This window comes from Leucobacter chromiisoli (assembly GCF_016522505.1).
Classification (GTDB): domain Bacteria; phylum Actinomycetota; class Actinomycetes; order Actinomycetales; family Microbacteriaceae; genus Leucobacter; species Leucobacter chromiisoli.
Map to the genome: position 1 here is coordinate 172,557 of NZ_JAEHOH010000009.1, position 25,436 is coordinate 197,992.

Annotated in this window: 24 protein-coding genes; all 24 read left to right on the forward strand. The window is 70.6% G+C overall.

What is annotated here, in order from left to right:
- Positions 1 to 141: 141 nt before the first annotated feature.
- Positions 142 to 1,362, forward strand: coding sequence for a M24 family metallopeptidase (locus JD276_RS07625; RefSeq protein ID WP_200115044.1), 1,221 nt, complete (start codon positions 142 to 144; stop codon positions 1,360 to 1,362).
- Entirely contained in the window at positions 1,362 to 3,023 is a 1,662-nt protein-coding gene (locus JD276_RS07630; RefSeq protein WP_200115045.1) for an ABC transporter substrate-binding protein, read from the forward strand. Before JD276_RS07625 ends, JD276_RS07630 begins: the two co-directional genes overlap by 1 nt.
- 79 nt (positions 3,024 to 3,102) lie before the next feature.
- Complete coding sequence (locus JD276_RS07635; RefSeq protein ID WP_200115046.1) at positions 3,103 to 4,050, forward strand: ABC transporter permease; 948 nt, start codon at positions 3,103 to 3,105, stop codon at positions 4,048 to 4,050.
- Positions 4,047 to 4,928, forward strand: a complete 882-nt coding sequence (locus JD276_RS07640) for an ABC transporter permease (RefSeq protein ID WP_200115047.1) — start codon at positions 4,047 to 4,049, stop codon at positions 4,926 to 4,928. Before JD276_RS07635 ends, JD276_RS07640 begins: the two co-directional genes overlap by 4 nt.
- Complete coding sequence (locus JD276_RS07645; protein ID WP_200115048.1) at positions 4,925 to 5,767, forward strand: ABC transporter ATP-binding protein; 843 nt, start codon at positions 4,925 to 4,927, stop codon at positions 5,765 to 5,767. Before JD276_RS07640 ends, JD276_RS07645 begins: the two co-directional genes overlap by 4 nt.
- The gene (locus tag JD276_RS07650; RefSeq protein WP_200115049.1) at positions 5,764 to 6,609 is read left to right on the forward strand and encodes an ABC transporter ATP-binding protein; all 846 of its coding nucleotides are present in this window, start codon (positions 5,764 to 5,766) and stop codon (positions 6,607 to 6,609) included. Before JD276_RS07645 ends, JD276_RS07650 begins: the two co-directional genes overlap by 4 nt.
- 55 nt (positions 6,610 to 6,664) lie before the next feature.
- The gene (locus JD276_RS07655) at positions 6,665 to 7,381 is read left to right on the forward strand and encodes a FadR/GntR family transcriptional regulator (RefSeq protein ID WP_200115050.1); all 717 of its coding nucleotides are present in this window, start codon (positions 6,665 to 6,667) and stop codon (positions 7,379 to 7,381) included.
- 111 nt (positions 7,382 to 7,492) lie between these two features.
- Positions 7,493 to 9,100, forward strand: a complete 1,608-nt coding sequence (locus JD276_RS07660) for a gamma-glutamyltransferase family protein (RefSeq protein ID WP_200115051.1) — start codon at positions 7,493 to 7,495, stop codon at positions 9,098 to 9,100.
- Entirely contained in the window at positions 9,097 to 9,882 is a 786-nt protein-coding gene (locus tag JD276_RS07665; RefSeq protein ID WP_200115052.1) for a sulfite exporter TauE/SafE family protein, read from the forward strand. Before JD276_RS07660 ends, JD276_RS07665 begins: the two co-directional genes overlap by 4 nt.
- Before the next feature lie 609 nt (positions 9,883 to 10,491).
- Positions 10,492 to 11,544, forward strand: coding sequence for an ABC transporter substrate-binding protein (locus JD276_RS07670; RefSeq protein WP_200115053.1), 1,053 nt, complete (start codon positions 10,492 to 10,494; stop codon positions 11,542 to 11,544).
- A 47-nt stretch (positions 11,545 to 11,591) separates the two neighbouring features.
- The gene (locus JD276_RS07675) at positions 11,592 to 12,323 is read left to right on the forward strand and encodes an amidohydrolase family protein (protein WP_200115054.1); all 732 of its coding nucleotides are present in this window, start codon (positions 11,592 to 11,594) and stop codon (positions 12,321 to 12,323) included.
- Positions 12,320 to 13,123, forward strand: a complete 804-nt coding sequence (locus tag JD276_RS07680) for an ABC transporter ATP-binding protein (protein WP_200115055.1) — start codon at positions 12,320 to 12,322, stop codon at positions 13,121 to 13,123. The genes JD276_RS07675 and JD276_RS07680 overlap by 4 nt, the downstream gene beginning before the upstream one ends.
- On the forward strand, positions 13,116 to 13,886 hold the full coding sequence (locus JD276_RS07685) for an ABC transporter permease (RefSeq protein ID WP_200115056.1): 771 nt from the start codon (positions 13,116 to 13,118) through the stop codon (positions 13,884 to 13,886). The genes JD276_RS07680 and JD276_RS07685 overlap by 8 nt, the downstream gene beginning before the upstream one ends.
- Positions 13,883 to 14,674 (forward strand): ABC transporter permease, encoded by a 792-nt coding sequence (locus JD276_RS07690; RefSeq protein ID WP_200115057.1) that lies wholly within the window; start codon positions 13,883 to 13,885, stop codon positions 14,672 to 14,674. The genes JD276_RS07685 and JD276_RS07690 overlap by 4 nt, the downstream gene beginning before the upstream one ends.
- Positions 14,656 to 16,086, forward strand: coding sequence for an amidohydrolase family protein (locus JD276_RS07695; RefSeq protein ID WP_200115058.1), 1,431 nt, complete (start codon positions 14,656 to 14,658; stop codon positions 16,084 to 16,086). Before JD276_RS07690 ends, JD276_RS07695 begins: the two co-directional genes overlap by 19 nt.
- Positions 16,083 to 16,949, forward strand: a complete 867-nt coding sequence (locus tag JD276_RS07700) for an SMP-30/gluconolactonase/LRE family protein (RefSeq protein ID WP_200115059.1) — start codon at positions 16,083 to 16,085, stop codon at positions 16,947 to 16,949. The genes JD276_RS07695 and JD276_RS07700 overlap by 4 nt, the downstream gene beginning before the upstream one ends.
- Positions 16,946 to 17,461, forward strand: a complete 516-nt coding sequence (locus JD276_RS07705) for a VOC family protein (protein ID WP_200115060.1) — start codon at positions 16,946 to 16,948, stop codon at positions 17,459 to 17,461. Before JD276_RS07700 ends, JD276_RS07705 begins: the two co-directional genes overlap by 4 nt.
- On the forward strand, positions 17,442 to 18,419 hold the full coding sequence (locus tag JD276_RS07710) for a thiamine pyrophosphate-dependent dehydrogenase E1 component subunit alpha (protein ID WP_200115061.1): 978 nt from the start codon (positions 17,442 to 17,444) through the stop codon (positions 18,417 to 18,419). The genes JD276_RS07705 and JD276_RS07710 overlap by 20 nt, the downstream gene beginning before the upstream one ends.
- Before the next feature lie 4 nt (positions 18,420 to 18,423).
- Positions 18,424 to 19,434: an alpha-ketoacid dehydrogenase subunit beta gene (locus tag JD276_RS07715; protein ID WP_200115062.1), complete on the forward strand. Its 1,011-nt coding sequence runs from the start codon at positions 18,424 to 18,426 to the stop codon at positions 19,432 to 19,434.
- Positions 19,431 to 20,165 carry an SDR family NAD(P)-dependent oxidoreductase gene (locus JD276_RS07720; RefSeq protein WP_200115063.1) on the forward strand — a complete coding sequence of 245 codons (735 nt, stop codon included), beginning with the start codon at positions 19,431 to 19,433 and terminating at the stop codon, positions 20,163 to 20,165. Before JD276_RS07715 ends, JD276_RS07720 begins: the two co-directional genes overlap by 4 nt.
- Positions 20,166 to 20,213: 48 nt before the next feature.
- Positions 20,214 to 21,377, forward strand: a complete 1,164-nt coding sequence (locus JD276_RS07725; protein WP_200115064.1) for a M20 family metallopeptidase — start codon at positions 20,214 to 20,216, stop codon at positions 21,375 to 21,377.
- Positions 21,378 to 21,432: 55 nt separating this feature from the next.
- The gene (locus JD276_RS07730; protein ID WP_200115065.1) at positions 21,433 to 23,124 is read left to right on the forward strand and encodes a PucR family transcriptional regulator; all 1,692 of its coding nucleotides are present in this window, start codon (positions 21,433 to 21,435) and stop codon (positions 23,122 to 23,124) included.
- Positions 23,121 to 24,698: a gamma-glutamyltransferase family protein gene (locus tag JD276_RS07735; protein WP_200115066.1), complete on the forward strand. Its 1,578-nt coding sequence runs from the start codon at positions 23,121 to 23,123 to the stop codon at positions 24,696 to 24,698. The genes JD276_RS07730 and JD276_RS07735 overlap by 4 nt, the downstream gene beginning before the upstream one ends.
- A partial coding sequence (locus JD276_RS07740) for a sulfite exporter TauE/SafE family protein (RefSeq protein WP_200115067.1) occupies positions 24,698 to 25,436 on the forward strand: 739 nt, incomplete at its 3' end. The genes JD276_RS07735 and JD276_RS07740, both read left to right, overlap by 1 nt.

The window sequence follows — 25,436 nt, forward strand, 5'->3', positions numbered from 1 at the left end:
AAATTCTCTCCTCGCATCTTCCCACGTGCCCGAGGGATTGCTAGCATCATGGACGGTCGGTCATTTGGTCCGACCAACAGTCGAAATGGCACCGCCGCCAGATGTCGCCGCCGATCCGTCGCGAAGGAGCACGAACCGCACATGACCGAAGCGCACCGCAATCTCATCGCCGGGCCCGAATACGAGGAGCGGCTCCGCTCGCTGAGGGGGCTGCTGAGCGACCGGGGCATCGACGCCGCGCTCGTCTGGGGTCGCGGAGGCGGCTCCGTCGACCGGGGCTCCGATGTCCGCTACCTCACCGGGTTCTACCCGGTGTTCCCGACGATCCGCGACGTCCCCGGCGTGTGGAGCGACCGCGGCCTCTGCGCACTGCTCGTCACCGCCGACGAGGCGATCCTCTTCTCCGACGACCCGAGCGCCGAGGACGCCGCAGTCGGGGTGACCTCCTCGGTCGCCCGCCACGGCGTCTCCGATCGCAACCTCGCCGGCGACGTGCTCGACGAGCTCGGGCGCCGTTCGGGGATCGGAAGCCTCGCGGTCGTCGCGGGCGACGCGATGTCGGGCCACCACGCGAGGATCCTGCTGGGCGACCCCCGCTTCGCGGACCGGGAGGTCGTCTGGGACGACGGCCTCGTGGAGCGGCTCAGGCTGCGCAAGTCCGAGGCCGAGATCGCCCTCATGCGCCGCGCCGCGGCCATCGCGGAGGAGGCGCTCGAGGCCGGGTTCGCGAGGATCGCGCCCGGGGTGCCCGAGGCGGAGGTGGTCGCGGCCATGGCCGAGGCCGTCGCCCGCAACGAGGCCGTGCTCGCCAACGCGTTCGTCTACACCACTCCCCGGGGCGGCGAGGCCGAGGACAACCGCCTGCCGGTCCACAGCGCCCGGTCGCTGCAGGAGGGCGACGTCTTCACCGTCGACCTGAGCGGCGTCTACGCCGGGTACTTCTTCGACCTCGCGCGCAGCACCGTCGTGGGAGCGGAGCCGACGCCCGAGCAGAATCGAGCCTACGAGCTCGCCAAGAGCTCCGTCGACCGCGTGGTCGAGCGCATGCTCCCCGGCGCGAGGCTGGGCGACGCGGCCGCAGCAGGCAGCGCCCTGCTGCGCGAGGCGGGCATCGACCCCGACGACGCCGAGTTCGCCGCCCGCGGGCACGGCCTCGGCCTCGGGTTCGAGGCGCCCTGGGTGCGGGACGACAGCGAGCTCGTGCTCGAGCCCGGCATGATCATCTCGATCGAGCAGTTCGCGACCGCGGGCGGCACCAGCGCGACCTACGAGCGCAACATCCTGATTGGAACCGACGGTCCCGAGGACCTCGTCGCGGTGAGGGACTTCTGGCCCGCCGCAGAAGGAAAGGAGACGGAGTGATGGCGCTCCCGAACGACAAGCGGCGCAGCACGAGACGGCTCGTCGCCGGAGCGCTGATCGCGCCCGCCCTGCTGCTCACGGCCTGCTCCTCGGGCGATGAGGCCGAGGGCCCCGCGCAGATCGACTTCCTGCGCGACCAGACGTCGACCCCCGCCGGCAACGGACCCGTGGAGGGCGTCAAGTGGAACCTGCCGTGGGGCGAGCCGTCGTCCCTCGACTGGGTGTACGCCTACGCCGACTCCGACAACACCACCCTCGCGAACATGTGCGAGGGCCTGATGCGGCAGAACGAGGACATGACGCTGAGCCCGGCGCTCGCGGAGGAGGTCTCGCACCCCGACGACCTCACGACGGTGTTCACGATCCGCCAGGGCGTGACGTTCTGGGACGGCAGCCCGCTGACCGCCGAGGACGTGGCGTTCAGCCTCAACCGGCACATGGACGACGCCGTCGGCTCGTACTGGTCGGCGCCCTTCTACGAGCGCGTCAGCTCCATCGAGGTGACCGGCGAGAACGAGGTCACGGTGAAGTTCACCGAGCCCGACGCGCTGTTCGAGCGCATCCTCTCGACGGCCGCCGGCATCATCGGCAGCAAGGCGTACGTCGAGCAGGCCGGCGAATCGTACGGCACCGCGGGCGGCGGGATCATGTGCACCGGCCCCTTCGCCTTCGACTCGTGGAAGTCGGGCTCCAGCATCACCATGCGGGCGAACCCCGACTACTGGGATCCCGAGCTCGTGCCGATGATCGAGACGCTCGAGCTGAACTTCGTCACCGACGAGTCGACCATCGCGAACAGCCTCATCTCGGGCGACATCGACGGCGCCTACATGCCGCCGCTCTCGGCCACCGAGAAGCTCGTGCAGACGGGCGACGACAACTTCGTGCTCGGTCTCGGCACCGACTGGATGGCGATCCGGCCCACCGACAAGGAAGGACCGATGCAGCAGCTCGAGGTCCGTCAGGCGCTGAGCCTGATCCTCGACCGCGAGGCCGTCGCCCAGGCGGTCTTCCGCGGCACCGCGGTGCCGGCCTCGACGCCCATCGCCCCCGGCGCGTGGGGCTACGCCCAGGACGCCTGGCAGGCCGCCGCCGACGAGCTGCCCGAGCCGGTGTTCGACGTCGAGCAGGCGAAGGAGGTCGTCGACTCGGCCGGGCTCGAGGGCTCCGAGCTGAGCATCGCCATCCCCGCCGACAGCGAGGCCGAGGGCAAGGTCGCCGAGATCCTGACCGCGGGCGGTTCGCAGATCGGCCTCGACATCACCATCGAGACCCTGCCGACCACGAGCTTCACGGAGCTCTACTTCGATGCGAAGGCGCGCGAGGCCTACGACGCGTTCATCGTCTGGGAGTACGGCGCCGGCGTGGCCGACCCGGTCGTCAGCATGAGCGAGTTCACCCCGCTCAGCGCGTACAACTACGGGGCCTACGACGACCCGATCGTCACGCAGAGCGTCGCGGACGGCCTCTCCACGCTGGATCCCGAGGAGCGGGCGGCGACCCTCATCGAGGGGCAGGCGCGCATGGTCGAGGATCTGCCGCTGATCCCGGTCGTGAACATGGAGAACCGCCTGTTCCAGGGGGAGCGCATCACGGGGGCGACGGCGTCGCGCGCCAGCCTCTACTACCCGTGGGCCGCGAAGATCGGCGCGGCCGAGTAGCGCCGGTCGATACAGGGGACCGGCGACAGAACCACTCAGGAGCCGGCGGTGCGGGCGCCCCGCACCGCCGGGAGGGAAAATGACACGTTTCGTACTCTTCCGCCTGGCCGAGGGCCTGGTGACGCTGCTCGCGTCGTCGCTGCTCGTGTTCGCGGCGCTCTTCCTCTCCCCGGGCGATCCGATCGCGATCCTGATCGGCAACCGCACGGTGAGCCAGGAGACCGTCGACGCGCTCCGCGAGCAGTACCGGCTCGACGACCCGTTCCTCGCCCGGTGGTGGGCGTGGCTCGGCGACGTGCTCACGGGCGATCTCGGGCGGTCGCTGACCTATCGCGACGACGTGTGGAACCTCATCGAGCCGCGTCTCGGCACGACGGCGGCGCTGCTCGGCCTCGCGCTGCTCGCGATCGTCCTCGTGGGCATCTCGCTCGGGATCGTCGCGGCGATGTCGGGGCGCCGGGTCAGCGACCTCATGCTGGGGCTGACCTCGGTCGGCGTGGCCGTGCCGCCGTTCGTCGCGGCGATGCTCCTGATCACCATCTTCGCCGTGGGCCTCGGCTGGTTCCCGACCTTCGGCGCCGGCAGCGGGTTCGGGGACCGGCTCCACCACCTCGTGCTGCCGGTCATCGCCCTCACGGTGTCGGCCGGCTCCTACGTGGTCAGAGTCACCCGGGCCGCGCTGAGGGAGGAGGCCCAGCGGGATCCCGTGCAGACGGCCATCGGGCGCGGGCTGCCGCGCGGGCGGATCGTGCGCCACCACATCGTGCGCAACGCCGTCACCCCGATCACGACCGTCGTGGCCGTGACCCTCACGAGCATGGTCGTGGGATCGATCGTCATCGAGAAGGCGTTCGCCCTCGACGGGATCGGCCTGCTGCTCACCGAGGCGGTACTGAGGAAGGACTTCGCCATCGTGCAGGCCATCACGCTGATCCTGATCGCCTTCGTCGTCGTGACGGCGCTCGTCGTCGACCTGGTGCAGGTGCTCGTCGATCCCCGTGTGCGGGCGAAGGTGGTGGGACGATGACGACCACCATCCTGCGCTGGCGCCCCGTGAAGAAGCGCACGAGCTTCGGCCGCGTCGGCGGCGGGCGCGACATCCCGCTGATCGTCTCCACGGCGATCCTCATCCTGCTCGTGCTCGCGGCGGCGCTGGCGCCGCTCATCGCGCCGACCGACCCGACGGCCTCCGACTTCATGCGCACCTACCGGCCGATGGGCTCGGACGCCCTGCTCGGCACCGACGGATCCGGCCGCGACATCCTCAGTCGGATCCTGCACGGCGGCAGGATCAGCCTCGTCGCACCCGCGCTGATCGTGCTGCTCGCGGGTGTGCTCGGCACGCTCATGGGCATCGCCTCGGCCGTCGCCGGCGGCGCGGTGGACCGCTTCCTCAGCCGCATCCTCGACATCGGGTTCTCGATCCCGGGCATGCTGCTCGCCATCCTCGCGGTCACGATGTTCGGCGCGGGCGTCACCCCCGTGGTCATCGCCCTCGCGATCGCCTACGTGCCGTTCATCGGCCGCATGGTCAGGGGCGTCGCCGTGAGCGAGATGGCGCTGCCGTACATCGACGCGCTCATGAACGTGGGGCAGTCGCGCTGGCTGATCGCCGCCCGGCACATCCTGCCGGCCGTGCTCCCCACGGCGATGGCGCAGGTCACGGTGTCCTACGGCTACGCGATGGTCGACCTCGCCGCGATGTCCTTCCTGGGCATGGGCGTGCAGCCGCCCACCGCGGACTGGGGGCTCATGGTCTCGGAGGGGCAGCGCGGCGTGATCCAAGGGCAGTGGGAGGAGTCGGTCGCGGCCGGCCTCGTCATCATCGTCGCCGTCGCCGCCGTGTCGCTCATCGGCGACCGCTTCGCCGACCGCGTCGGAAACGTGAGGGAGACGAGAGTATGAGCCTGTTGCGGGTGTCCGGCCTCACGCTGACGGCCGGCGACGGAAGCGAGATCGTCTCGAACGCCTCGCTGCACATCGACCACGGCGAGATCGTGGGGGTGATCGGCGAGTCGGGATCCGGCAAGTCGATGACGCTGAAGGCGATCGCGGGCCTGCTGCCCGGCGGCATCGTCTCGCGCGGCACGATCGGCTACGAGAAGGAGGAACTCACCACCCTGTCCCGGGCGCAGTACCGCAAGTTCCGGGATCGGGAGCTGGGGATCGTGTACCAGGATCCGCGCGCGAGCGTGAACCCGGTGCACACGGTGGGCGACTTCCTCACGGAGGCGCTCCGGGTCAACCGCCGCATGAGCCGGCGCGAGGCCGAGACGCGGGTCCACGGCATCTGCCGCGAGGTCGGCCTGCAGGATCCCGAGCACCAGCTGCGCGCCTACCCCTACCAGTTCTCGGGCGGCATGCTGCAGCGCGTCGTCATCGCCGCCGCCCTCGTCACCGAGCCGCGCCTGATCCTGGCCGACGAGCCGACGACGGCGCTCGACGTGACGCGCCAGGCGGAGGTGGCGTGTCTGCTGCGCGACCAGGTGCGCGAGCGCGGGATCGGCATGATGTTCATCACGCACGACCTCGAGCTCGCGGGGGCGCTCTGCGACCGCGTCTACGTCATGTACCGGGGGCGGATCGTCGACGAGGCCCCCGCCGAGCGCCTCGTCGAGTCGACGCACCCGTACACGCGGGCCCTGCTGCGGGCGCGGCCCACCATGGACCGCTCGCGGCGCAGGCTCGAGACGATCACCGACGAGGTGCGGGCGGCGATCGACGCGGAGGTGATGGGCGCATGAGCGGGAACGACATCGTGATCGCGGCCGAGGGGCTGCGCAAGGTCTTCAAGCGGGGGCGGGGCGAGCACGTCGCCGTCGAGGGCGCGACGTTCCGCATGACCCGGGGCCGCAACCTCGGCATCGTGGGGGAGTCGGGGTCGGGCAAGTCGACGCTCGCGCGCATGGTGATGGGCCTCGAGCGCCCGAGCGCGGGCACCGTGATGGTCTGCGGCGAGGACATGACCGTCAGGGCGGTGAGCCGGTCGGCGCGGAAGCGGCGCGCGAAGCTCACCCAGATGGTCTACCAGGATCCCTTCGGATCGCTCGACCCGCGGCAGACCGTGGAGTCGGCGCTGCGCGAAGTCCTCGCCATCCACGGGACGGGCGACCGCCGGGATCGCGAGCTCAGGATCGCGGAGCTCTGCGATCTCGTGGGGCTGACGCAGCAGCAGCGCGAGCGCAACCCGAAGGATCTCTCGGGCGGTCAGCGGCAGCGCGTCGCCATCGCACGGGCGCTCGCCGTGGAGCCCCGCATGATCCTGCTCGACGAGGCGGTCGCGGCGCTCGACATCTCGATCCAGGCGCAGATCCTCAACCTGCTGCTCGACGTGCAGGAGGCCACGGGGACCGACTACGTGCTGATCTCCCACGATCTGGCGGTCGTCGGCCACCTCACGGACGACGTCATCGTGATGCGCGAGGGGCGCATCGTCGAGCAGGGGCGGACGGCCGACGTGCTCGAGCGCCCGACGGAGGCCTACACCCGCGTACTGCGCGACAGCGTGCCCTCGTTCGAGTGGCGCGAGGAGGGCGTGCTCGAGGGGATCGCCCGCCGCGTGGTGCCGCCCGGCTCCGCTCGGTGAGCAGGCATCGGAGATCAACAGGCATCGCAGGGTGCGGGGAGAAGGCGAGGAAGTCGTGGACTGGAGCACCGTGGGGCAGGCGTCGACGCTGTCCGTACCCGACCGGCTCTCGGTCGACCTCGAGCGGCTCATCCTCGAGGGCAAGCTCGAGCCCGGCGAGCGGCTCCCGGCGGAGCGGGATCTCGCGGCGCACCTCGGCGTCTCGCGAGTCTCGATCCGCGACGCGCTGCGGGAGCTCGAGAACCGGGGGCTCATCGACCGCAGGCCCGGGCGCGGCACCATCGTGCTGCGGCCGGGCGAGCGGGCGAACCTCCCCGACGAGGTGCTGGGCGTCGTCTCGTCGCTGCGGCCCGAGCTGCACGACATCATGGAGCTGCGCGCCATCATCGAGCCTCCGACCGCGAGGATCACGGCGCATCGTGCGACGCCCCGGGATCTCGCGCAGCTGCGCGAACTCGTCGAGGCGATGGAGGTCGACGTCTCCAAGGAGCGGTACGCCGAGCTCGACCGCGCCTTCCACCAGGCGATCGCGCAGTACGCCCACAACCCGCTGCTCTCCCTGATCACCGAGCAGATCGCCCTGCAGATCGCCCCGAGCCGCGCCAACCGGTACCAGACCCGGGCGCGCCGCTCGGCCTCCAGCGTGGCGCACCGCCGCATCTACGAGGCGATCGCCGCGGGCGACGGCGACCTGGCCGAGCGCGAGGCCCGGGATCACGTGCTCGCCATCAGCCACGAGATCGCCCGCGCGGCGGTCGCCGAGCGCACCTGACCGCCCCGGGATCCCGGCCCGCCTGTGCTTCGACGGCCCGGGATCCCGTCGAGCGGACCGGGCCGCGAGGGCCTGGGATCCCGGACGACGAGAATCGAGGAACGGACCACCATGACCACCAACCCCCATCGCGGCGCGATATCGACGTCGCACCACCTCGCGACGGAGGCGGGCGCCGCAGCCATCGAAGCGGGCGGCAACGCCATCGACGCCGCACTCGCCGCCGCCGCCGCCCTCTGCGTCGTCTACCCCAACAACGTGGCGCTGGGCGGGGACCTCGTCGCCCTCGTGCGCACTCCCGAGGGCGAGATCCGCTTCCTCAACGCCACCGGCACCGCTCCGGCGGCGCAGACGCTCGACGCCCTCCGCGAGTCCTACGGCGAGATGCTCCCCCTGCGGGGGGTCGACACGGTGACGGTGCCGGGCGGCGTCCGCGGCTGGGGCGAGCTCCACGCGCTCGGAGCGACCCGCAGCTGGGCGCAGCACCTGGAGGCCGCGATCCGCTACGCCGAGGAGGGGGTGCCGACCGCGCACTCGGTCGCCGCGGCGATCGTCGAGGATCGCGAGGTGCTCGAGCTCGACGCCGGCTGCCGGCGGACCTTCATCCCGGAGGGGCGTCCGCTCGTACAGGGGCAGCCGCTCGTGCAGCCCGCCCTCGCGAACTCGCTCCGCCGCCTCGCCGAGCACGGACCCGGCGAGTTCTACGACGGCGAGCTCGCGCAGCGCTGGGTGGAGGGGCTGCGCGCCCTCGGCTCGAAGATCGCTCCCGAGGACGCCGCGGCCTATCGCGCCTTCTGGGACGAACCTCTCGAGGGCGAGTTCGACGGCCACCGCGTCGTCACGGGCCCGCCGAACACCTCCGGGTTCATCCTGCTCCGCGCCCTCGCGGCGATCGCGGGCGGAATCGAGGATCCGCTCGGGGCGGGGGCGGGGGCGCTCGCCGACGCCTTCCGCGGCGGCAACGCCGTGCGCGCAGCGTTCCTCGCCGACCCCGCGGCGGGCGGCCCGAGCGGAGCGGAGCTCATCGCCATGCGGCGCCCGGAGCATCCGCCACCCCGCGAGGCCAAGCCCAGCGGCGACACCGTCGGCCTGAGCGCCGTGAGCGCCGACGGGTGGGCGATCTCGCTCATCAACTCCGTCTACTTCGGCTTCGGCGCGGCGGTGCTCGAACCCGAGACGGGAATCCTCTTCCAGAACCGGGGCACGTCGTTCTCGCTCGACCCCGCCTCGCCCAACGCCTTCGCACCCGGCAGGCGGCCGCGTCACACGCTCATGCCCGTGCTCGTCCTGCGCGGCGACGAGCTCGCGTGGGTGCCCGCGACGATGGGCGGATCGGCGCAGCCGCAGATCCACACGCAGCTCCTGCTGCGCTCGCTCGCGGGGGCGTCGCCTCGGGAGGCGACGCACGCGCCCCGCTGGATCGTCGACGAGCCCGGCGCCGACGGCGTCGTCAGGGTGACGATCGAGGAGGACGTCGCCGAGGAGGCCCGGGGCGCGATCGCGGCGGCCGGCTTCCCGCTCAAGGCGGTCCCTCCGCGCAGCGAGGACCTGGGCCATTCGAACCTCATCCGCGTCGCCGCGGAGGGGTACGAGGCCGCGAGCGATCCGCGGTCCGACGGATCGGCTATCGTCGTTCCGGCGCACCCGCCGCACGAGACCTCCTCGGCGCACCCCGACGCCCCAGCATCCCCGACTCAGAAGGAGCCCACCGCTCGATGAACCCGATCGCACGCCCCAGCATCGCCGCCCTGCTTCTGGTGGGGGTGGCCGGTGGGCTTCTCTCCGGTCTCTTCGGTATCGGGGGCGGCACGATCATCGTGCCCGCGCTGGCGCTCTGGCTGGGCATGCCGCAGAAGCTCTCGGCCGGCACCTCGGTGGCCGCGATCCTGCCGACCGCGGTGGTGGGTGCGGTGAGCTACGTGGTCCAGGGGCACTACGATCTGATCGCGGCGCTGTGCCTGGCGGTGGGCATCGTCGCGGGCGCGCAGCTGGGCGCGCATCTGCTGGCGAAGCTGCCCACGGGCACGATCCAGTGGGGGTTCATGGTGTTCCTGGCGATCGTGATCGTCAGTCTCTGGTTCGTGGTGCCCTCGCGGGATGACTCGCTCGAGCTGAATCCGTTGCTGGTCGCCCTGCTGGTGGTCACCGGGTTCATCACGGGGATCCTCTCGGGCGTGCTGGGGGTCGGCGGGGGCGTGGTCGTGGTGCCGGTGCTCATGTTCTTCTTCGGGGCGAACGATCTCGAGGCGAAGGGCACGTCGCTGTTGATGATGATCCCGGGGTCGATCTCGGCGACGCTCGGCAATATCCGTCGGCAGAACGTGGATCTGCGTGCGGCGGTGTTCGTGGGGCTCGCGGCGTGCGTGTGCGTGCCGTTCGGGACGCTGTTGGCGGCGTGGATCGATCCGTTCTGGGGGAATGTGGCGTTCTCGTTGTATCTGGTGTTCATTCTCGCGCAGATGCTCTTCCGCAAGCTCCGGACGGGCCCCAAACGCGGCTAGGCCTCCGCGGGCTGTTCGTGCATCGAGCCTCCGCGGTTGCATCTCAACCGCCGTGGTTTCGATGCAACCGCGGAGGCTCGATGCGGAAGCATGAGATCGGTGGCGACGTGCGGAGCCGGTATGGCCCGGGAACGCCGCGCCGATACGGTCCGGGATCACCGCGACGATACGGTCCGGTTGTCGAGGGTCGTCGCATCCAGTCCGAAATACGTCGATCGTGCGAAACGATTCGGTAACTCGACCGCGGTTATCGGGCTTCCTGTTTCCCAATTGTGAACATTCCGTCACGGTCTGCATATCGGGATGCGCGTCGTCGAGGCGAAGCCGGAATCCGGTGCGCCCAATGAAGGCCGGATATCGCCTGTCATCAGGGGAAAAGACCTGTCTCTTCGGCTCTGAAGACGCGATTACAGACTGTAATCGTTTGCCCTGAGACCGAGACATATTGCGTCTTGATGACCCTTGTCCGGGGAATGGATTATTGAGTTCGACAGGGGCGAATTCCCCCGAGAATCGTGAACGGGAAAGCACGTTGTGCGAATTCTCGAACGCGCCGTATTCACAGATCCAGCACGACGAAGCTCCCACATCGTTCGAAGGAATGGCCCGATGAAGTTTCAGAACAGCACCCGCAAGGCGACCCGGCTCCTCAGACTCGTGGCGGTGACCGCCGCGCTCGCTCTCGGCGCCACGGCCTGCGCCGGAGGCGGCTCCGGCGGTGGAGGCGGGGAAGCCGGCGGCACGACCGAGGTGAACTATCAGCTGGGATGGCTCAAGCTCACCCAGTTCGGCGGGTTCTTCGCCGGCGACCGCGAGGGCTTCTACGAGGAGGAGGGGATCAGCCCCGAGTTCACGGCCGGCGGCTCCAACATCCTGTCCTGGCAGCAGGTGGTGACCGGCAAGGCGCTCCTCGGCGACGAGGACAACACCAACGCGCTCGTGGCGATCGAGGACGGCCAGCCGCTCGTCATCATCGGCACCGTCTTCCAGACCTCGCCGTTCTCGATCATCAGCCTGGCCGACGATCCCATCGAGTCCATCGACGACTTCGAGGGGCGCACCATCGCGGTCTCCGATGCGTCGCTCGCGCAGTTCCAGGCCCTCGTCGCGGCGGCCGGGATCCCCGAGGACTCCGTCACGTTCGTCTCGGCGGGCACCGATCCCTCGCAGCTGACGACGGGTCAGGTGAGCGGATACGCGGGCTACGCCACGTCGCAGGGCGCCTCGCTCGAGCTCCAGGGCGCTGAGATCCACACGCTGCTGCTCGAGGACCTCGGCGTTCCGAGCTACGGCAACGTGATCGTCACGACCCAGGAGAACCTCGAGAAGAACCGCGAGACGATCGTCGGCTTCATGCGGGCGAGCGTCAAGGGATTCGAGTACATGAACGCCAACCCCGAGGACATCGCGGCGTACGTCGTCAACGAGGTGAATCCCGCAGGCGGGCTCGATCTCGAGACCGAGGAGCAGACCGCGAAGATCCAGCGGGAGCTCATCGAGCAGCCGGACGGCGTTCTGCGGGTCGACCCCGAGAAGATGCAGGCGATCATCGACGCCCTGGTGGAGGCGGGAACGCTCGAGGAGAGCATCGACGCCACCACGATCGTCGACACCTCGGTGCTCGACGAGGTCTACGGAGACAAGACCTCCCTGCTCGAGTAACCGCAGCACCCCGCCCCAGCCCGCACACCCCGACAGAGGAGTCACCCTTGATCATCGACGCGTACAACAACACCTGGCAGGCGGGCGGAACGTCCGATTACCTCACCGCCGAGTCCTACACCCCGCAGACGATGATCCAGCACATGGACCAGGCGGGAGTCGACAAGGCGGTCGGGTGCTCGCTCGGCCAGATGATCGACAACGACTTCATCGCCGAGACCGTCGCGAACTCGAACGGGCGGATCATCGGCTTCGGCCAGGTCGACCCGCGCAAGAACGACGCCGTCCAGGTCGTGAACGACGTGGCCCGGCTGGGGCTCAAGGGGCTGAAGCTGCACCCCACGATGCACGGCTACCACTTCGCCGACCACGGTCTGCTCGACCCGGTGTTCGCGGCCGCCGCCGACAACGGGCTCACCATCCTCGTGAACGCGCTCGACGACCCGTTCTGCGCGCCGCTCTCGATCGAGGAGATCGCGAAGGCATTCCCCGGCGTCCCCCTGCTCATCGCCCATATGGGCACCGTGTGGAACGTGACGGAGGCGATGATCGTCGCCGAGCGCAACGAGCACATCTACCTGGAGACCTCGGGCACCCAGCTCATCGAGGTGCAGATGGCCTACCGGCGTCTCGGGGCCGAGAAGCTCGTGATGGGAACCGACTGGCCCGGCAACCACTTCGATCTCGAGCGCGCGAAGATCGCCAGGGCGATCACCGACGAGGGCGACCGGGCGCTCGTCGAGGGGTTGAACCTCGGACGCATCCTGGGGGTCTCATGAGCGCGGTCGCCGCCGATGCGGCGGAGACCCTCTCGGTCCGCAACGTCGGCATCGACTTCACCACGAAGGACGGCGTCTTCCCCGCCCTCGACGGGGTGAACATCGAGATCCCGGTCGGCGGTTTCACGACGCTGCTCGGCCCCTCCGGCTGCGGCAAGTCGACCCTCCTCCGGACGATCTCCGACATCCTCCAGCCCACGCGGGGCAGCCTGAGCCTCTTCGGCCTCACGCCGCGCGAGGCCAGGCAGGACGGGGCCTTCGGGTTCGTCTTCCAGGATCCGGTGCTGCTGCCGTGGCGCAACTGCCTCCAGAACACGGCGCTCCCGCTCCAGGTGGCCGGCGTGGGCAAGCGGGAGCGCACCGAGCGGGCCGCGGAGATGCTGAAACTCGTGGGGCTCGAGGGCTTCGAGACGCGGATGCCGTCGCAGATCTCGGGTGGCATGGCGAGGCGCGTCGCGATCGCGCGGGCGCTCGTGCTCTCCCCGCGGATCCTGTTCCTGGACGAGCCGTTCAACGGCCTGGACGAGCTGCGACGACGCCAGATGAACGAGGAGCTCCAGCGGATCTGGCTCGAGTCGGGCACCACCGCGATCCTCGTGACGCACAATGTCAGCGAAGCGATCTTCATGTCCGATCGGGTGCTCGTCATGGCGCGGAACCCGGGCAGGATCATCGCCGACGAGCGCATCGAGCTGCCCCGGCCGCGAACCCAGGAGCTGACGAGGTCGCCGGAGTTCCTCGAATACGAGGACCGGCTCACCCGGCTGCTCACCGACGCCTACCGGGGCGTCGATGACTAGGGCGAGCCGAATCCTCGCGCCGGTGCTCGTGTACGCGGTGGTGATCGTCGCCTGGGAGTACTGGGGCCGGCGCATCGAGGATCCCGCCTCCCCGCTCATCGCGCCGTCCGAGATCCTCGTCACGCTCTGGCAGAAGCGCATCGCGCTGTGGATCAACACGCTCACGACGCTGGGGGAGACCGCGGCGGGCCTGGCGCTCGCGATCGTCGTCGCCGTGGTCCTGGCGCTCGTCATCGACCGCTTCCGCCTGTTCGGCGAGGGTCTCTACCGCCTGGCGCTCATCATCTACTCGATCCCCCTGATCGCGCTCGCGCCCGCTCTCGTGGCGGCGCTGGGCCTCGGGACGGGGAGCAAGATCACCATCGCGATGCTCGGCGCCTACTTCCCCATCGTGGTGAACCTCACCAGCGCCCTGCGCACGCAGGACTCCCGGGTGCTCGAGCTCGGCCGGGTCCTGAACCTGTCCTACTTCAGCTCCCTGTGGCGCCTGCGGGCCCCGGCCGCCGTCCCCGAGTTCCTCGCGTCGCTCAAGATCGCCGCGCCCGCGGCGTTCATCGCCGCGATCATCGCCGAATGGATCGGCGCCGAATCGGGGCTCGGGCTCGCGATGATGCACGCGATGTTCGGCTACAAGATGGCCGACCTCTGGGCCATCCTGCTGCTCGCGACCGTGATCAACGGCCTGCTGGTCCTGCTGTTCGGCCTGATAGCGCGGTACGCGACGCCGTGGCACGAGAGCTCCCAGAGGAGGGCAGAGGTGTGACGCTCACTCAAGCCAACGTACTGCCGAGGAGGCTCCGCCGTCGCATGCCGAGCCCCGAGGCCCTGATGATCTCGGCCGGGGTGCTGATCGCGACGCTCGTGGTCTGGCAGCTCGCCGTGTGGGTGTTCGGCATCCCGAGCTTCATCCTGCCGGCTCCGACGATGATCGCCGCCGAAGCCGACTGGGGGGCGACCCTCGCCGCTCTCGGCCGGACGAGCGTCTCCACGCTGCTCGGCTTCGCGGTCGGCAACGTCGTCGGCTTCGTCTGCGCGGTGCTGATCTCCGCGTCGCCGCTGCTGTCGAACATCATCTTCCCCGGGGCGGTCGTGCTGCGCTCGATCCCGGTGGTCGCACTGGCGCCCTTCATCACGCTCGCGTTCGGTCGTGGCGCAGCGGCCACGGTCGTCGTCGCCGCGCTGATCGTGTTCTTCCCGACGCTGATCAACTCGCTCCAGGGGCTGCGGTCGGTGTCGACGGAGTCGATGGAGCTCATGAAGGTGCTCAACGCCTCGCGCGTCACGACGTACCTCAGGGTCCGCATCCCGGCCTCGATGCCCTCCTTCTTCAGCGCGCTCCGGATCGCGGCGCCGAACGCCGTCCTCGGCGTCATGACCGCCGAGTGGATCGTCGGAGGCGGGCTCGGGCACCTCGTGATCACCTCGTGGCTCGCCCTGCAGATGGCGACGATGTGGTCGGCCGTGGTGGCCTCGGCGGTGCTCGCGGCGGTACTGTTCTCGCTCGTCGCCGCGCTCGAGCGGATCGTCATCCGATGGGCGAGGACCTCATGAGGCGCGTGTACCGGTGCGAGGCGGTGCTCCCCTCGGCGCGCGGTCGCGTACGGCGCGACGTCGGCGTCCTCGTGGAGTCGGGGCGGATCCTCGCCGTCGAGCCCTTCGCCGAACTGAGCTCGGAGGCGGAGACCATCCGTCTCCCCGGCCTCACGATGCCCGGCCTCGTCGACGCCCACACGCACCTGCGATGCGTTCCCTCCGCCTCCCAAGCCCGCCTTCCCGGGAGGAGCTTCGAGCAGTGGGTCTATGCGCTCGCCGCGCTGACTCCGCTGCCGCTCCTCGATGACGCGGCGGTCGCGGCCGGCGAGCTCGTGCGTGCGGGGGTGACGAGCGCGCAGGTCATGGTGCACAGCTGGAGCGACGCCGACGGCCGGCTCGACGAACTCGCGGCCGTGGTCAGCGCTGTCGAAGCGGCCGGTCTCAGAGCGCTGCTGGTGGTGGGTCTCACCGATCAGGCCGAGTTCTCGCCGATGGGCGGGACGGCCGGCGCCCCGGACTCCGGCGCCCCGGAACTCGGCGCCCCGGAGCGCGGGCTGCCGATCGAGAGGTGGGGGAGCTTCGTGCAGGATGCGCGCCGGATCGTCGACGCGGCATCGGAGCGGATCACGCTCGGCGTCGGACCCGTCGCGCCCCAGTGGTGCTCCGATGCGGCGCTCCGCGAGATCGCCGAGCACCGGGGCGAGCTGCGCGTGCACACCCATCTCCTCGAGAGCCCGCTGCAGCGGGACTGGCTCGGAGACGGGCGCTCTCCCGTCTCCCGGCTCGAGGAGTCAGGTCTCCTCGGCGACTTCGCATCGGCCGCGCACGGCGTGCACCTCGCCGACGACGAGCTCGATCGGCTCGCCGCGATGCGCACGGCCGTCGTCCACTGCCCCACCTCCAACTCCGTGCTCGGCGTGGGGGATGCGCGGGTCGCCGACTGGCTGGAGCGCGGCATCGACGCAGCGCTCGGCCTCGACAGCCAGACGCTGCCTCCCGACCCCTTCGAGGAGATGCGCGAGGCGCTCCGCTGCGGCGAGCGCCTCGGGCACGGGATCTCCGCGGCCGACGCACTCGACCTGGCCACGCGCGGCGGAGCGGCGGCCCTCGGCTTCGCGGCCGGGACGATCGCGCCGGGGAGGTACGCCGACTTCATCACCCTCGATCTCGATCTCGATCTCGGCAGCGGCGCGGATGGCGTTGCGGCGGAGGGCATCGTCCGGCGGGCGCACTCCGGGCTGGTCCGGCACGCCGTGATCGGCGGGGAGGATCGCCACCCGGTGAACGAGGAGCGGCATCGTGAGCTCGCCGAGCTCTCGCAGGGCCTCCAGCGGGTCCTCGACGAGGACGCCGGGCAGCGGGCCGCTCGCCTGCGCGCCCTCGAGGAGCCGCTTCAGACGATTCGGACGCTCGGAGTGAGGCAGCGATGATCAGACTGGAAGCCCGCACGATGTACCCGGAGCAGGCGCTCCTGGGCGAGGGGCCCGTGTGGCACGGGGACACCCTGCTCTGGGTCGACATCCTGCGCGGACGCCTCCTGCGGAGCATCGACGAGACCACGGTCGAGCTCCGGGCCTTCGACGAGCCCGTCAGCGCCGTCTTCCCGCGCTCGGGGGGCGGATACGCGCTGCTGGTGAACGACCGCGTCGAGATCGTCGATGCGGAGCTGCGCACGACCGCCACGGTCCCGGTGCTCCCGTCCGGCGGCGAGCTCCGCCTCTCGGACGGCGCCGTGGGGGCGGCCGGTGAGCTGTGGTTCGGCAGCATGAGGCACGACCTGGCCCCCGGCGGCGCGCTCCACCGGCTCCGCGCCGGCGAGACGGAGGCCACGGTCGTCAGATCCGACCTGGGCATGGCGAACGGGATCGCGTTCGCCGCCGACTTCTCGGCGCTGTACTTCGTGGACAGCGCCGAGAGGACGGTGACCGTCTTCGACTACGACCCGGAGACCACGGAGATCGCCAATCCCCGGGTGCTGATCGAGATCGACCCCGGGCTGGGGACCCCCGATGGCATCGCCGTCGACGCGGTCGGAGGGGTCTGGGTCTCGCTCTGGTCGGGGGGGCGGGTGCGCCGTGTCGAGCTCGACGGGAGATGGAGCCAGGAGATCCTGGTGCCCGCCACGAACGTGACCAGCTGCGCGTTCGGAGGGCCGAACCTCCAGACGCTGTTCATCACCTCGGCCACCGTCGAGCTCGACGGCGAGGCCCTGGCGGCCCAGCCGGCCGCGGGGTCGATCTTCGGAATCACTCTGCCGATCGGCGGGGTCGTACAGCAGGAGGCGACGGTATGACGAGGCGGCAGACGACGGGGAGCGCCGGCGAGGGCGGCCTGCTCCGCACCTGGGAGCAGCACCACACCGGCATCGTGGTCGCGGATCTCGACCGGGATCTCGAGTTCTACCGGACGGTCCTCGGCTACGAGCTGACCTTCATGGTGCGCGGGATGGACGACCTGTACCGCCGCACCGTCGGCGTGCCGGGCGTCTCGTGCGATCTGGCGCAGCTCGACAACCGCGCGACGGGGACGAGGATCGAGCTGATCCAGGTCCACGACCTCCCCGCCGGGACGGATCCGAGCCTGCCCGTGCACGTCGGGGTGGCGCACACGGCCTACCTCGTCGCCGACATCGCGGCGGCCGCCGAGACCATCCGGGCCGCGGGCGGCGAGATCCTCGGCGAGATCGTGGAGTTCGAGGAGGGGCCCGCGGCCTACTTCCGCACGGCCGGCGGCACCGTCGTCGAACTCGAGGAACACAGGAACCCAAGCAAGGAGGAGGGTGAAGATGCCGTACACATCTCTTGAGGTGTACCGACTCATGCGGCTCATGCGCGAGTTCGAGGAGGCGTGCATCCGTGGCGTCGCCGACCGCCAGATCCACGGGGAGGTGCACGTCGGGGTCGGCCAGGAGGCCATCGGCGCCGGGCTCGCGGGGGTGCTCCGCGACAGCGACGCGATGGTGGGCACGCACCGGAGCCACCTGCACGCCATCGCCAAGGGAGTGCCGCTCCACCCGCTGCTCGCGGAGATCTTCGAGCGGGAGACCGGCCTCTGCGGGGGGTTCGGCGGCCACATGCACCTCTTCGACCCGCATCGGAAGTTCTCGACGACGGGCATCGTCGGCGGCACCCTGCCGGTGGCGCTCGGGCACGCGTACGCGGCCCGGCTCCGGGGAGGCGACGAGGTGGCGGTCGCCGTCATCGGCGACGGCTCGGCGAACACCGGCGGCTTCGCCGAAAGCATGAACATGGCCGGCGCCATGCGTCTGCCGCTCGTCGTGGTCGTCGAGAACAACGAGTGGGCGATCTCCGTCCCGTTCTCCGAGGCCAGCGCCACTCCCACGATCGCCGAGCGCGCGCCCGCCTACGCCGCCCGGGGCGTCCACGTGGACGGCCTCGACCGAGATGCGGTGCACGCCGCCTTCGCGGATGCGGTGGAATCCGCACGCAGGGGCGAGGGCCCGGTCATCGTCGAGGCCACCTGCTACCGCTTCCGCGGCCACTACGAGGGCGATCTCGACCTCTACCGCGACGCCTTCGAGAAGGAGGCCCGTCTCGCGGACAAGGATCCGCTGATGATCGCGAGGAACGAGCTGATCGCCGGCGGTCACGCGACGGCGGAGGACATCGACGGCGTCGACGCGGACGTGCGAGGGGAGATCGGCGCGCTGGTCGACCGGGTGCTGGACGAGCCCTTCCCCGATCCGGCGACGGCGAGACGGCACGTGTTCAGTTCAGGGCTCGATCTTCCGGCGGGGGTGTAGGGGCATGACCACTATTCGACAGAACATCAACATCTCACAGGCCATCGCCGAGAGCCTGCGCCTCGAGATGGAGGCGGACGACCGGGTCCTCGTGATCGGCGAGGACGTCGGCCGTCAGGGCGGCGTGTTCGGGAGCACCCGAGGGCTCCAGCGGGCGTTCGGCGCCGAGCGCGTCCTCGACACCCCGATCTCCGAGATGGCCTTCACCGGCATGACCGTCGGACTCGCGATGGAGGGGTACCGCCCCGTCGTCGAGATCATGTTCGCCGACTTCATCGGGGTCTGCCTCGAGCAGATCTACAACGCCATCGCGAAGAACACCTACATGTCCGGTGGAAACGTCGAGATGCCGATCGTGGTGAAGACCGCGGGCGGTGCGATCGGATCCGCGGCGCAGCACTCCCAGAGCCTCTGGGGCACGTTCGCCCACCTCCCCGGCCTCCGCGTGGTCGCGCCCTCCTCGCCCCACGACAGCAAGGGGCTCATGGCGGCCGCGGTGCAGTCGAACGATCCCGTCGTGTTCATCGAGCACAAGGGGCTGCTGCTGAAGAAGGCCGCGGCGTTCACGCACGGCACCGAGGTCTCGAAGGAGCGCTACACGGTGCCCCTCGACCGCGCGAACGTGGTGCGGGAGGGAACGGACGTGACGATCGTGACGCTGAGCGCGACCGTCGGCACCGCGCTCGAGGCCGCGGAGGCGCTCGCCGCCGACGGGACGAGCGTCGAGGTCGTCGATCTCCGCAGCGTCGTCCCCATCGACTGGGAGACGGTGACCTCCTCGCTGAGGAAGACCCGGAACCTCCTCGTCGTCGACGAGGACTACCTGGGCTTCGGGCTCAGCGGAGAGGTGATCACGGGCGCCGTCGAGCGGCTCGGCCTCGATGGTCTCGACAGCGTGGCGAGGCACGGTCTCGGCAACGTCCCCATCCCCGCGGCCATCACGCTCGAGCGGGCGGTGCTCCCCTCGACGGAGTCGATCGTCCGCGCGGTCCGGCACGGCGGGGCAGCACGATGAGCGCCCGCGTGGCGATGGTGTTCGGGGGGACCGGGGCGATCGGCCGGGCCGTCTGCCGCGAGCTCGCCGAGCAGGGCCTCGCCGTGGTGATCGCCGATCTCGGCGACGGCGCGGCGCTCGCGGCGGAGCTGCCCGGCGACGGGCACGGTCATGTCGGCTGCGACGTGACCGACCTCGAGAGCATCCGTGCCGCCGTGACCCCGTACGGGACCGACGTCTCCACCGTCGTGTACGCCGCGGGCGTGAACTACACCGGGCCGGTCGCGACCACCGACTGGGCCGCGTACGAGCGCCTCCAGGCGGTGAACCTGCGGGGGGCGTTCCACGTCGCCGCGGTCGCCGAGGAGATCGCGGCGCCCGACTCCTACGTCTTCGTGGCCTCGGTGGCGGGGTTGAAGGGCGAGGCCGGGGGCTCGGTGTACTGCTCGACGAAGTTCGGCCTCATCGGGTTCGTCCAGTCGTTCGCGGCCGAGATCGCCGCCCGCGGGGCCAGGGCCAACGCGGTCTGCCCCGGCAACGTCGACTCCCCGCTGCTGCGCACGCTCGCCGAATCGGTCGCCGAGCGGGAGTCCACCACCACCGAGGCGATCCTGCGGCGGTTCGCCGGCGACTCCGCGTTCGACCGCCTCATCGGAGTCGAGGAGGTCGCGCGGGCGATCGAGTTCCTCGCCTCGTCCCGCTCGAGCGGGATGAGCGGGCAGGCGCTCGTCGTCGACGGCCCGCCCAGGTAGTCCCACCAGACAGCGAAGCAGTTCTCGAACCAGACGAAAGAAGCTCACATGATCAACGTCGACTCAGTGGTCAGCGACACCCAGGCGCTCATCCGCATCGACAGCCAGAACCCGGGACCGCTCGAGGCGGAGTGCGCCGAATGGGTCTTCGACCGGCTCACGCGCGCCGGCCTCTCCCCCCGGCGCTACGAGGTGGAGCCCGGTCGCGACAACATCGTGGCGACGGTGCGCGGGCGCGACGCCGACGCTCCGCGGCTGGTCGTGCTCGGGCACATGGACACGGTTCCCATCGGAGAGGGGTGGACCTATCCTCCGCTCGGGGGCGTCATCGACGACGGTCGCATCTACGGCCGGGGCGCCTGCGACATGAAGGCCGGTCTCGCGCTCGGGATCGGCCTGGTGGAGGCGCTCGTCCGCTCGGGGCAGCCGCCGCTCGGCGACGTCGTCCTCGTCGCCACCGTGGACGAGGAGGCCCCCGGCATGCTGGGAGCCCACCAGCTCGTCGCCGACGGCCTGATCCGCGAGACGGACCAGATCCTGGCGCCCGAGCCCAGCGGGATGCGCCTCCGTCAGCGGCAGATGGGGCTGCGCTGGCTGACGATCACCGTGTCGGGGAGGATGGCGCACGCGGGCCGGGCGCACCTCGGCGTGGACGCGAACCACGTCCTGGCCGAGATCGTCCAGCGGCTGAAGACGGTGTTCTCGACCCTGCCGTTCGAGGACGGCATCCTCGGCCGCGCCCGATTCACCTGCGGCACCTTCCGCGGCGGGGTCGCCCCGAACGTGGTGCCGGGCGCCGCCACGGCGGAGTTCGACCTGCGCATCGTGCCGCCGCTCGTGCCGGAGGACGCGGTGACGATGGTCGAGCGCGTCGCGGACGCCGTGATGGAGGAGCACCCCGGCGCCGGCTACTCGATCGAGCTGCTCGGAGCCCGCCGCCCGCCCGTCGGAGCCGCTGACGACTCGAAGATCGTGCAGGGCCTCCAGGCGGCATATGTGGAACATACTGGCGCGCTGCCCGAGGTCGGCGGTGCGGACGGGCACGAGGCATATACTGACGCCTCAATGATCGCCGCGCTGACGGGCAGCACCTCATGCACCGTGCTCGGCCCCGGGGCGACCGATCAGGCGCACACGGTCGACGAGTTCGTTCCGTTGGCCGACATCGAGCTGGGGGCGAAGCTGCTATGGACACTCGTGCAGAAGTGGTGACCGCTTCGTGAGGACAGGCCGGAGTCAGGGTCCGCAGCTGCCGAGCGTCGCGCAGGTGCTGCAGTTCGAGTCCCTCGTCGCGGCGGATCCGGTCGTGGTCGCCGGCGCCGCGGGCCTCGCGAAGCCCGTGCGCTGGGTGCACATCAGCGAGCTCGCCGACATCGCCGGGCACCTCCAGGGCCGCGAGATGATCCTGACGACCGGGATCGCGCTGCCGGAGGACGACGCCGGCCTGGCGCGCTACATCGCGGAGCTCGCGCGCGTCGACACCTCGGCGGTGGTGGTCGGCCTGGGCCCGCACTTCGAGAGATCCCTGCCCCTCGCGATGATGGAGGCCGCCGACGAGTTCGCGATCCCGCTCATCGTGCTGCGCCGGCACACCGCCTTCGTCGGAGTGACCGAGGACGTCCACGCGAGGCTCGTCGACAGCCAGATCGAGCAGCTGCAGCTCTCGGCGCAGATCCACGAGACGCTGAGCACGATGGTGCTCCAGGGGAGCACCGCGAAAGCGATCCTGGAGCAGGTGTCGCGCCTGTCGGGACGCCCTGCGGTGCTCGAGAACCTGCACCACGAGCTGCTCGAGGTGTCGGAGGGCGCCCGGCTGCGCAGCGACGTGATCGCCGAGTGGTCCGAGCACACGCGGCGCCACCAGTCCATGCGCTACACGGACTACGACCCGCGCACGGGCTGGCTGGTCACGACGGTCGGGATCAAGGGGGACGTCTGGGGTCGGCTCATCATCATGTCCGCCGCCGACGAGATGATCCCCCGCGGTCTGGAGCAGGACCCCCTGCGATCCGTGCAGGCGACGCTGCTCATGCTCATCGAGCGCGCAGCGTCGACCATCGCGCTCGGCCGCCTCGTGGAGCGAGATCGCGGCACCCTCCGGCAGCAGACCCACTTCGACGTCATCTCCGGGCTCCTCGCCGGGGGCACCGCGTCGGAGGAGGCGGCCGACGTCGCCGCGGCGATCGGCTTCCCGGTCGAGAACGCGTGGATGGCCGCGGTCGCGGTCACGCTCGCGCCGTCGGGGAACTCGGATGCGCGGGCTCAGCAGGACCGGCTGCATCAGGTCGCCGAGGCCATCAGGTCCCACTGCGCGTCGGCGGGGGTGCCGTACCTCGCGGCCCAGGTCGAGGCCGACGTCACCCTGGCGCTCGTCGCGGCCGAGAGCGACGCGGACGCCGATCAGCGGGCCCAGGCCCTCGCGCACGCGTTCGGGACCGGATCCCCGCGGGTCGCGGAGATCGCGCTGTCGGAGCCGGTGCGGGGAGCGAAGGGCGCCGCCGAGGGGCTCGCGGAGGCGCTCGAGACCGCACGGTTCGCCCGGATCCTGGAGGTGTCCACGCGGCCCGTGCGGCGCACCGACCTGGGTCTCGAGGGCCTGGTGCTCTCCCTCGCGGACGATCCGAGGCTCCGCAGCTTCAGCCGGCGCACCCTCTCCGCGCTGCGGGTCTACGACGCGCAGCACGACACCGATCTGATCAATGCCCTCCGCTACTTCCTGTTCGCGGGGCGGAACAAATCTCTGGCGGCGAAACGCGCGTTCGTGTCCCGCCCCTGGCTGTACGAGCAGCTCGACCGCGTGGAGAAGGTGCTCGGAGTGCAGCTCGACGACGAGTCGGTCTGCCTCGAACTGCAGGTCGCGATCCTGAGCGAGGACGTCCGCGCGAGGGCGGCGCCCGGCGACGCTCCCCGCTCCCCGCACTCGAACGTCCTCGGCCGAACCCGACAAGGTGAACAATGACACAGCAGACGAGCTCCAGCACCGGAGGAGCGATCGCGACCCCGCACGCCAGCGCGACGGAGGTCGGAGCGCAGGTGCTCCGCAACGGCGGCAACGCCATCGACGCCGCGCTGGCGGCCGCGGTGGCGCTCTGCGTCGTCTATCCGAACAACGTGGCGCTGGGCAGCGACCTCGTCGCCCTCGTGCACACCCCCGACGGGCGGGTGCACGAGATCAACGCCACCGGCGGAGCGCCGTCGGGCACGAGCCTGCAGCAGCTGCGGGAGCGGTACGGAGACGTCCTCCCGATGTACGGCATCGACACGATCAACCTCCCGGGCGCGGTCAGGGGTCTGGAACGCATGCACGCCCTCGGCGGCGCGCTGCCGTGGCGCGAGCTCCTGAGACCCTCCGTCGATCTGGCGAGGGACGGAGTCCCGATGCCGAGCTCGGTGGCCAAGGGGATCCGTTCGCTGGAGTCGCTGCTGCGCGCCGACCCGGGATGCGCCGGCGTGTTCTTCCGAGAGGGGGAGCCGATCGCCGAGGGGGAGCCGTTCCGACAGCCCGCGCTCGCGGAGACGCTGGAGCGGCTGGCGGATGCGGGACCGGACGAGTTCTACACGGGGCGCTCCGGAGCCGCCTGGCTCGCCGCGCTGAACGCGATGGGGTCGGGGCTGACCGCCGAGGACCTGCAGTCGTTCGAACCGGAGGTCGGAGCACCGCTCAGGCTCGACGTCGAGGGCTTCTCCTTCATCTCCAGCAACCCGAACACCCAGGGATTCGCGCTGCTGCGCGCCCTGCGCGCCGCCGGCGGCTTCGACGGCGGGATCGATCCGGTGCCCCTGGCGACCGCGTTCCTCGACGCGAACGCGGTGCGGGATCAGTACCTCGCGGATCCGCGCTTCGGCGGTCTGAGCGGAGCGGAGCTGCTCGCCATCGCACCGCCGGAGCACATCGACGCCCCCTACCGGGGTCGGCCGATGGGCGACACCGTCGGGATCGCCGTCGCGAGCGGGGACGGCTACGCCGTCTCGCTGATCCAGTCCGTGTACTTCCAGTTCGGATCGGCCGTGCTCGATCCCGGGACGGGGATCCTGTTCCAGAATCGCGGAACCTCCTTCTCCCTCGACGCGGAGGCGGCGAACAGCTACCGGCCCGGGAAGCGGCCGAGCCACACCCTGATGCCCGTGCTCATCCAGCAGGACGGCCGCCTGCGGTTCGTCTCGGCGACGATGGGAGGCCAGGGACAGCCCCAGATCCACGCGCAGCTCTTCTCGGCCGCCATGGAGGGCCGGGGTCTCGACGAGGTGGTGGCCGGCCCGCGTTGGCTGGTCGGGCGGCAGACCCCCTCCGACGGTCGGGACACGGTGACGGCAGAGGCCGACCTCGACGACCGCGTCGTGCAGCGCTTCGTCGAGGCCGGCCTGAGGCCGAAGCGCGTCGCGGAACTCAGCGATGTCGTCGGCCACGCGAACCTGATCGAGATCGATGCGGACTCGACCATGGCGGCCGCGAGCGACCCCAGATCCGATGGCGCCGCCGTCGTCATCTCCGCAGCCCCCACCCGTCCCGAGCAGAAAGCACCCGGCAACTGATGAATCGCAACGTTCGACCCTCGGTGTTCGCCCTGCTTCTGGTGGGGGTGGCCGGTGGGCTTCTCTCCGGTCTCTTCGGTATCGGGGGCGGCACGATCATCGTGCCCGCGCTGGCGCTCTGGCTGGGCATGCCGCAGAAGCTCTCGGCCGGCACCTCGGTGGCCGCGATCCTGCCGACCGCGGTGGTGGGTGCGGTGAGCTACGTGGTCCAGGGGCACTACGATCTGATCGCGGCGCTGTGCCTGGCGGTGGGCATCGTCGCGGGCGCGCAGCTGGGCGCGCATCTGCTGGCGAAGCTGCCCACGGGCACGATCCAGTGGGGGTTCATGGTGTTCCTGGCGATCGTGATCGTCAGTCTCTGGTTCGTGGTGCCCTCGCGGGATGACTCGCTCGAGCTGAATCCGTTGCTGGTCGCCCTGCTGGTGGTCACCGGGTTCATCACGGGGATCCTCTCGGGCGTGCTGGGGGTCGGCGGGGGCGTGGTCGTGGTGCCGGTGCTCATGTTCTTCTTCGGGGCGAACGATCTCGAGGCGAAGGGCACGTCGCTGTTGATGATGATCCCGGGGTCGATCTCGGCGACGCTCGGCAATATCCGTCGGCAGAACGTGGATCTGCGTGCGGCGGTGTTCGTGGGGCTCGCGGCGTGCGTGTGCGTGCCGTTCGGGACGCTGTTGGCGGCGTGGATCGATCCGTTCTGGGGGAATGTGGCGTTCTCGTTGTATCTGGTGTTCATTCTCG